At 48.3% G+C, this 238-nt stretch carries 1 rRNA gene; it reads right to left on the bottom strand.

Annotation, left to right across the window (positions count from 1 at the left end):
- Positions 1–76: ribosomal RNA gene (gene rrf, locus ACRHOZ_RS21410) — 5S ribosomal RNA — on the bottom strand; the annotation flags it as partial.
- Positions 77–238: the final 162 nt, after the last annotated feature.

Raw genomic sequence — 238 nt, forward strand, 5'->3', positions numbered from 1 at the left:
GTACCATCGGCGCAAACGGGCTTAACTTCCCTGTTCGGAATGGAAAGGGGTGGGCCCCGTCGCCATGGCCACCTAGAACTTGCCCTGAACTTGTTTCAGGGTCTCTTGGGAATGTACCAAACATTGTCGGAAGTCACCAAGAGCAGTTTCATCAAATTGATATGACATATGTTGGGACGGTGCACTGCACCGGTCAAATAAGAAGCAAGAAGTATGTTTTTTATATAAGAACCGCCGA

Origin of the sequence: Flagellimonas flava (assembly GCF_050617915.1) — a bacterium.
In the GTDB taxonomy this organism is placed as follows: Bacteria; Bacteroidota; Bacteroidia; order Flavobacteriales; family Flavobacteriaceae; genus Flagellimonas; species Flagellimonas flava_A.